The sequence below is a fragment of the Paraburkholderia sp. SIMBA_054 genome, from assembly GCF_046534875.1.
GTDB lineage: Bacteria > Pseudomonadota > Gammaproteobacteria > Burkholderiales > Burkholderiaceae > Paraburkholderia > Paraburkholderia hospita.
Map to the genome: position 1 here is coordinate 1 of NZ_JAWRXV010001682.1, position 237 is coordinate 237.

At 57.4% G+C, this 237-nt stretch carries 1 protein-coding gene; it reads left to right on the forward strand.

Annotation, left to right across the window (positions count from 1 at the left end; all coding sequences use genetic code 11):
* A partial coding sequence (locus SB822_RS60815; RefSeq protein WP_410859614.1) for a hypothetical protein occupies positions 1-237 on the forward strand: 237 nt, incomplete at both ends.

Here is a 237-nt window from a genome sequence, read left to right on the forward strand (position 1 = left end):
CCGCAAACGCCGCATGATGCCAAGTCCAGTGCGGCGATCAATGGCGCGCCGGTGCCCGGCACGGTGGCGGAAGCTCTGGAAAAATCGGGGCATTTCGACCGAAACAATCCCGTAGCGCTCGATAACAAGCAAGCCTGGTATTTCCTTGATATCGAGGAGACACCCGGCCCCGCCACACTCCATTTTGGCGGGCTTGCCACAATTTGCGACATCTTTTTCAATGGCGAATTGCTGCTG